This window comes from Planktothrix sp. (assembly GCF_046067725.1).
Taxonomy (GTDB): domain Bacteria; phylum Cyanobacteriota; class Cyanobacteriia; order Cyanobacteriales; family Microcoleaceae; genus Planktothrix.
Window position 1 is genome coordinate 1 of sequence record NZ_JBJUDF010000314.1, and the last position, 5,697, is coordinate 5,697.

General features: G+C 40.1%; 6 protein-coding genes. 4 read left to right on the forward strand and 2 right to left on the reverse strand.

Annotation, left to right across the window (positions count from 1 at the left end):
• A partial coding sequence (locus ACKPEB_RS19565; RefSeq protein ID WP_408966662.1) for a DUF3172 domain-containing protein occupies positions 1 to 306 on the forward strand: 306 nt, incomplete at its 5' end.
• A 54-nt stretch (positions 307 to 360) separates the two neighbouring features.
• Here the strand turns inward: ACKPEB_RS19565 and ACKPEB_RS19570 are convergent.
• A complete protein-coding gene (locus ACKPEB_RS19570) occupies positions 361 to 1,818 on the reverse strand; it encodes an AMIN domain-containing protein (protein ID WP_408966663.1) in 1,458 nt (485 codons plus the stop codon).
• Between the two features lie 363 nt (positions 1,819 to 2,181).
• Between ACKPEB_RS19570 and ACKPEB_RS19575 the strand changes: the two genes are divergently transcribed.
• Complete coding sequence (locus ACKPEB_RS19575) at positions 2,182 to 2,412, forward strand: dihydrofolate reductase family protein (RefSeq protein ID WP_408966664.1); 231 nt, start codon at positions 2,182 to 2,184, stop codon at positions 2,410 to 2,412.
• 158 nt (positions 2,413 to 2,570) lie between these two features.
• On the forward strand, positions 2,571 to 3,536 hold the full coding sequence (locus tag ACKPEB_RS19580; RefSeq protein ID WP_408966665.1) for a PrsW family intramembrane metalloprotease: 966 nt from the start codon (positions 2,571 to 2,573) through the stop codon (positions 3,534 to 3,536).
• Between the two features lie 155 nt (positions 3,537 to 3,691).
• Here ACKPEB_RS19580 and ACKPEB_RS19585 read toward each other — a convergent pair whose 3' ends face one another.
• On the reverse strand, positions 3,692 to 3,868 hold the full coding sequence (locus ACKPEB_RS19585) for a hypothetical protein (protein ID WP_408966666.1): 177 nt from the start codon (positions 3,866 to 3,868) through the stop codon (positions 3,692 to 3,694).
• A gap of 72 nt (positions 3,869 to 3,940) precedes the next feature.
• Here ACKPEB_RS19585 and ACKPEB_RS19590 point away from each other — a divergent pair, with 72 nt between their 5' ends.
• Positions 3,941 to 5,623: a WD40 repeat domain-containing protein gene (locus ACKPEB_RS19590; protein WP_408966667.1), complete on the forward strand. Its 1,683-nt coding sequence runs from the start codon at positions 3,941 to 3,943 to the stop codon at positions 5,621 to 5,623.
• Positions 5,624 to 5,697 lie beyond the last annotated feature (74 nt).

Sequence of the window (5,697 nt, forward strand, 5' to 3'; positions counted from 1 at the left end):
ATGGTAACAGATCTGCGTGTCTTTGTCACCCTCAACCCCTTCAATGTTTATGTAACACAACCGAAACTGCAACCGGGATGTGTTCTGCGCACGAGTAACTGGGCAATTTTAAAACAGCGTAATCTCCTGAATAATCAGCAAGAGCGAGATTGTAAACAACGGATGAATACCTTTGGATTTACCGGAGATTTAGAAAGTAATCCTACGATTAACTGTATTTATCAAAATGATAGTGCAGCGAATTTGTTTATTAATCAACCGGGAACTGTTCCCGCACCAACTCGACCTGAAACCGAACGATTTTAAGTCGTATTGACGGTTGAGCATTGTTAATTTGTTAACCCTCAACCGTCAACTTAATTATTGATTCACTAAAAAGAAATTAGGAGTTGTTAAATCTTGCGTTAACTGAATTAAAATTAATTGACCGGGTTGCAAGGTTGTGGGGGAAGGAGAGGTTCCAATGCCAATTCCAGCCCCTGCAACTGCACCCACTAACGCCCCAATTCCAGTAAATCCACTAACAAGAAATCCCGCTAAACTTCCCGCACCCGTTCCAATTCCCACTCGTTGAGGACTAACTTCTAAAGACCCTGGAATCCAGTTAGATTGACCTTGAATCGGAATACTCCGACCCTCTAAATTAATCGCTTGAGCAATAAATCGACTGCCTTTTGTTGTGCTTTCAAATTCTCCCACAACGGGGGTATCCGGTGGCACAATATAATTCCCTAAACTATCAACAATTCCCCCTTGTAATAACAACACATCCTGACGTTCTGAACGAGGAGTCAGCCGCACCTGATCTTCAGTAGGATACAGTAACGTTAAGGACGTTCCCCTGGGTAGCACAATCGCCGATGGACGAGGATTAACATAGGATTGGGTTCCCGGTTGTCCCAAAGGCGGTAACGGTTGACCAAAAGGGACAGCTTGGGGGAGGGATGCAGTTTGAGTTAATTCCAGGTTCGGTACAACAGCCACCACCGATTCAGAACCCACAACCGGAGGACGATAACCCGGGGTTTGGGGAACAAACACCACCGTTTGAGGGGGTTGGGGAGGAGGTGTCACCGTCGGAAGCACTTGTACTTGAGTGGGTTGATTGACCGGAACTCGGACAATTTGTAAGCTGGAATCTCGAATCGGTTGAGGGTTGGGTAAAGCCGTTTGTCGGGGGTCGTATTGACGGACAACAATTTGAGCAGGTTTAGAAGGTGCTGGAGGTTGAACGGTTGCTGTTGTTTGAGGCGTAGTAGAAGTCACAACAAGTTTCGGAGTTGGGGTCGTCTGCGGTTGAGTCGTCGCAATATTCGTGGGGGTCGTGGGTTCTTCAGGCGGTAAAGTTTGCAGTACCGGACGCAATACCCACAGGTTATCAATGCCAATTTGTCGTAAATCTAAATTTTCTGGATCAATCGCAATTCCTGTGGCAAATTCTACCACTAATTGAGCTTGTTTAGGTGTCCTTTGAATTAAACTGACCTGACGGACAACCCCGGTTTCATAATTTTCTGTAATCTGAACTTTAACTTCTGTATTCGGGAGGTCAAGGACTAAACGAGGGGGAAGATTATAAGCTGATACTTGGGGTTGACTTCCGGCGGGAAGTTCAACCTCAACAATTCCAGTTTTAGCGTCAATTTTCCAATCTCCCATCACAGCCGCTTGTCCGATGACCGGATAGGCTGTTGTGAGGGCACAAGCGATAATACCAGAAGTTCTCAACAGCAGACTCCCATACAACGCAGGTACATTTAAAGTGACTAACGATTGTACAGTTTGTGTAAATTTTTGCTTGAAGTTTTGCGTTTGCATGGTTCTTGCATGAAAACTCTAGTTTATGGAAGTTTTATTAGCACGTTTAAGAGCAAAATGCAAGTAGAGACGTGCTATCAGACTAAAATTAGAGATTCCTGAAACCTTATGAAACTGATTCAGAAATGGAAACGATTAAGCTCCTATGTCATCATTTTGATTTAGCTTTAAAGGAAGAGTATCAGCATAAAGATTGAATTGAATATCCAGTAAAATTCAAGCTGAAAATTGAAATCCCCCATCCGAAGGTGGGGGACTTTGAGTCAGCGATAGTTATCTATATATAAGATGACAGAATACATAGATATTTGCTAACTAACTAAAGGAATAAATTTAGTAAAAAATTCACCTATCTTAAGAAAGATGATAAAATCTCTTGAATATCATAAACACTTAATCAGGGTAGAGTTTGTTGGTGGAGATTGTCAAAATTTTGTTGAATCCCTCCGTCAATCTCCGGGTCAGGATATTTGGATTGTAGGAGGACGTAAATTCATCCATTATTTTCTCAAAAAAGGTTGGATTGATGAACTGATTCTTTCTATTCATCCGCTCATTTTAGGAAGTGGAATTCCATTGATGATTTCAGACTGAGATTTAGAAATTCCTTTAGTTTTAAAATAAGTTGAAACCTATCCTTCAGGATTGTTAAAAGTATCTTATGATTTAAAAAATATTTCAAAACTATAGCTAAAGAGTTTTTTTTGTTGTATTCTTTTGGATATTCTATCAATGTACATCCCAGATAACCAATGACGAACCCAATTCCTCGTGAAAATTTAGTTTCTCAACCTAATCGTCTTTCTCCTAATAAAGGCGAACTGATTCCTCTTACTTCCATGAAACCGTATTTAGTCCAAGAAGCTTATTTAATTCCGGGGATTATTACGGTGGTTTTTGTAGTGTTAATGTTTATGTCCGTTGGACTTCCTAATTTATATGAATGGCTAGTTGCACTTTATATCTCCGGTGCGGCATTTTATTTTGTGTATCGATTATGTGGGAAACCTAAACCTTGGTGGGTATTATTTGCTTCAGGCTTAACAACTTTCATCATTTTATCTACTCCCATTCTTAACCTATTTATTTTAGTTTTTCGTGGAATTCTTCCGGGTCAAATTCCTGAATCAGACTCCATCGGCTTTATTAATCTATTTATCAAAATGTTTTTTGGTGCAGGATTAATGGAAGAATTACTGAAAGCATTACCTGTATTTGGTTGTCTTTGGTTAGGATATCGATTACGTTCTCCTAAACGACAACAGGTTGGGGTTTGGGAACCTTTGGATGGGATTTTATTAGGAACCGCATCCGGTGTTGGGTTTACTTTATTTGAAACTTTAGGTCAATATGTACCCGGAACAGTGGAAAATGTTACTGAACTTTTGGGGAAAGGATTATTAGGTTTAGGTGCGGGTTATTTAGCCGGATTACAATTATTAATTCCCCGGATTCTAGGTTCCATTGCTGGACACATGGCCTATAGTGGTTACTTCGGTTATTTTATTGGTTTAAGTGTTATCTATCCTCACCATCGTTGGAAAATTTTAGGGGTCGGTTATCTCACCTCTTCCATCTTACACGCACTGTGGAATTCCACCGGAAATAGTTTAGTGATTTTAGCAACGGTGGGAGCCATATCCTATGCGTTTTTAGTTTCAGCTATTTTGAAAGGGAAGGAAATTTCTAATCAAATTAAAGCAAAAGAATCACCTTAAACTGTGATTTAACCCCTAAAGAATACCGGGTGAATTTTTTAGGGTAATTAAGGATAGCACACGCACCCACTCTAAATTAACCTAATCTGTAAAAAAAATCGGGAGCGATCGCTATTTGATATGATCTCAAGATGAACTTTGCTCTCGATCCAGGTTTATAAAATATTAAAAATTGTTCTAAACACATCCAAATAACCTTTAATCTCATCATGTATCCACCAAGCTAATACTGTCCAGTCTTTACAAGACCAATAAGCAGAACGAATACTAATTCTACCTAGAGCATCTTGCAAGGGGGCGGCGGCTACATTAGTTTTTAATACCTGTACCAAAAGTTAACTAAAAACCTAAGAAACCGGGTTTCTGGAAGAAACCCGGTTTCTGAAAACCCAGGAGGAATTAAAATGATTTGGCATTTTGCCCAGGGAATGATAACAGCAATTCAAGGATTTTTTGTCCCGCAAACAGTAGTTGCGATCATGAATAGACTAACTGAAATTGATCGCAATAACAGTCAATTTTATTTAGAAGAAAGTCGCCAAGAATTTCAAGCCGTTTTAGAAGGAGTGCGACAAAAATTTAATCGAGAACTTGAGGACTATCGGCAGTTTTGCGAAAATACGCGATTGCAAAAACGACAAAATTTTGAAGCAGAACAGTTAGCGAGACGCTTACAACATGAACAACGATTAGAAGAATACCGTCGGGAAAGTCAACTGATATTATCTCGTGTTCAATTGTTAAATGCAATAGAACTTGCTGATGATAAAGAAATTCGAGACACTTTTCCCCTAAAAACTCCCGCTAGTGTGATTTTAAAAGCTTATAAAAGCTATCAAGATAATTATCGAAATATTCCTGTATTAGTGATTATATCACCCCCAGCATTAGAGTTTGAAAAATTCCCCAATGCTGCCCAAGGTTTTAGTCGGATTGAATCCCACTTAACCGATGAAGTGCAAGAATTTTGCAAACATTATCCCCTCACCAGTCAGGACAGACCGATCAGATATCAAGGGGCAGATTGGGAAAGTAAATCTTCTCATGGCAAAAGTGCAGTGGATGTTCTGCATCATGTTCTCAAATCCATTCCAACTCTCGTTTTAGAATCTAAAATTGATGGGGATTTACTGCGAATTTATTTAGCGGGTTGGGATATGTTACAAACCGTCCCCCATTATGAAAAAGTTCTAACGATTCCTTGGAAAGAAGTGTTATATCCCATTGCTCGTCAATATGCTGAAAAATGGCGAGAGTACCGGATGATTTTGTTAGATAAAGGCAGAAGTTTAGAGGAGATTCAGCGACGGGGCGGGGATGATGAACTGAATTTATTAATTTTAGAAGAGGAGGAGGAAGATTGGGAGTTTGGCTTCACAGGAGATCGGGATTACAAATATAATGTTAAGGAAGAAAAGTATATTCAAGAACTGGCACAGTTTTTAGGAATTTGCCATTGTATTTTAGTCGGTTTGCTGGCGGATCGCTATCATTTCTTCCATGCTGATGTGCGTCCCAAATTGCCAGAACTGTTGCCAAGATTATTGGAAAAAGTGCCGAGTGAAAATTTGAAGCAAATGTTGGTGGGTGAGATTGTTTCTAGTTATCAAAGTCTTTATCAGTTAGCTGTAGGCGATCGCCTACATCTGATTCCTGATTTATATTTAGATTTAGCTCTGAGTTTGAGTCATTTACCCGATCTATCTTGGGCAAGAAAACAGATTGAATATTCGATAAAAGTTTGGCTGATGTTGAGAAATCGGGTTTCTGCTATTGAAGAACAAAAACCGAGTTTGTTGGAGTTATTAGAGACTACTACATCAGCTTTGACTGTGTGGGATAAAAAATATGTGGAAAAGCTGAATGGGTGTTTGGCTGCTATTGGGGAAAATCAACACCAAAAAATGATTTGGGAGGAGGTGCAGCGCAAAGAAGCGGAAAGCAAACGCAAGCTAGAAAATGCCTCACTTGCTTGCACCCTGACTGGGTATTCTGACTCGGTATATTCCGTCGCCATCAGCCCGGATGGGCTGACTGTTGTGAGTGGTAGTGGTGATGGGACGATTAATATTTGGCGGGTGGCGTGACCCAGACTCCGAGAAACCGGGTTTCTGCCATAACCTTTGTTACCCAACCGAGAGATAGTTTGAGAAACCCGGTT

Coding starts and splice junctions, on each gene's coding strand:
- ACKPEB_RS19570 (WP_408966663.1), bottom strand. CDS start 1,818: ATGCAAACGCAAAACTTCAAGCAAAAATTTACACAAACTGTACAATCG.
- ACKPEB_RS19575 (WP_408966664.1), top strand. CDS start 2,182: ATGATAAAATCTCTTGAATATCATAAACACTTAATCAGGGTAGAGTTT.
- ACKPEB_RS19580 (WP_408966665.1), top strand. CDS start 2,571: ATGACGAACCCAATTCCTCGTGAAAATTTAGTTTCTCAACCTAATCGT.
- ACKPEB_RS19590 (WP_408966667.1), top strand. CDS start 3,941: ATGATTTGGCATTTTGCCCAGGGAATGATAACAGCAATTCAAGGATTT.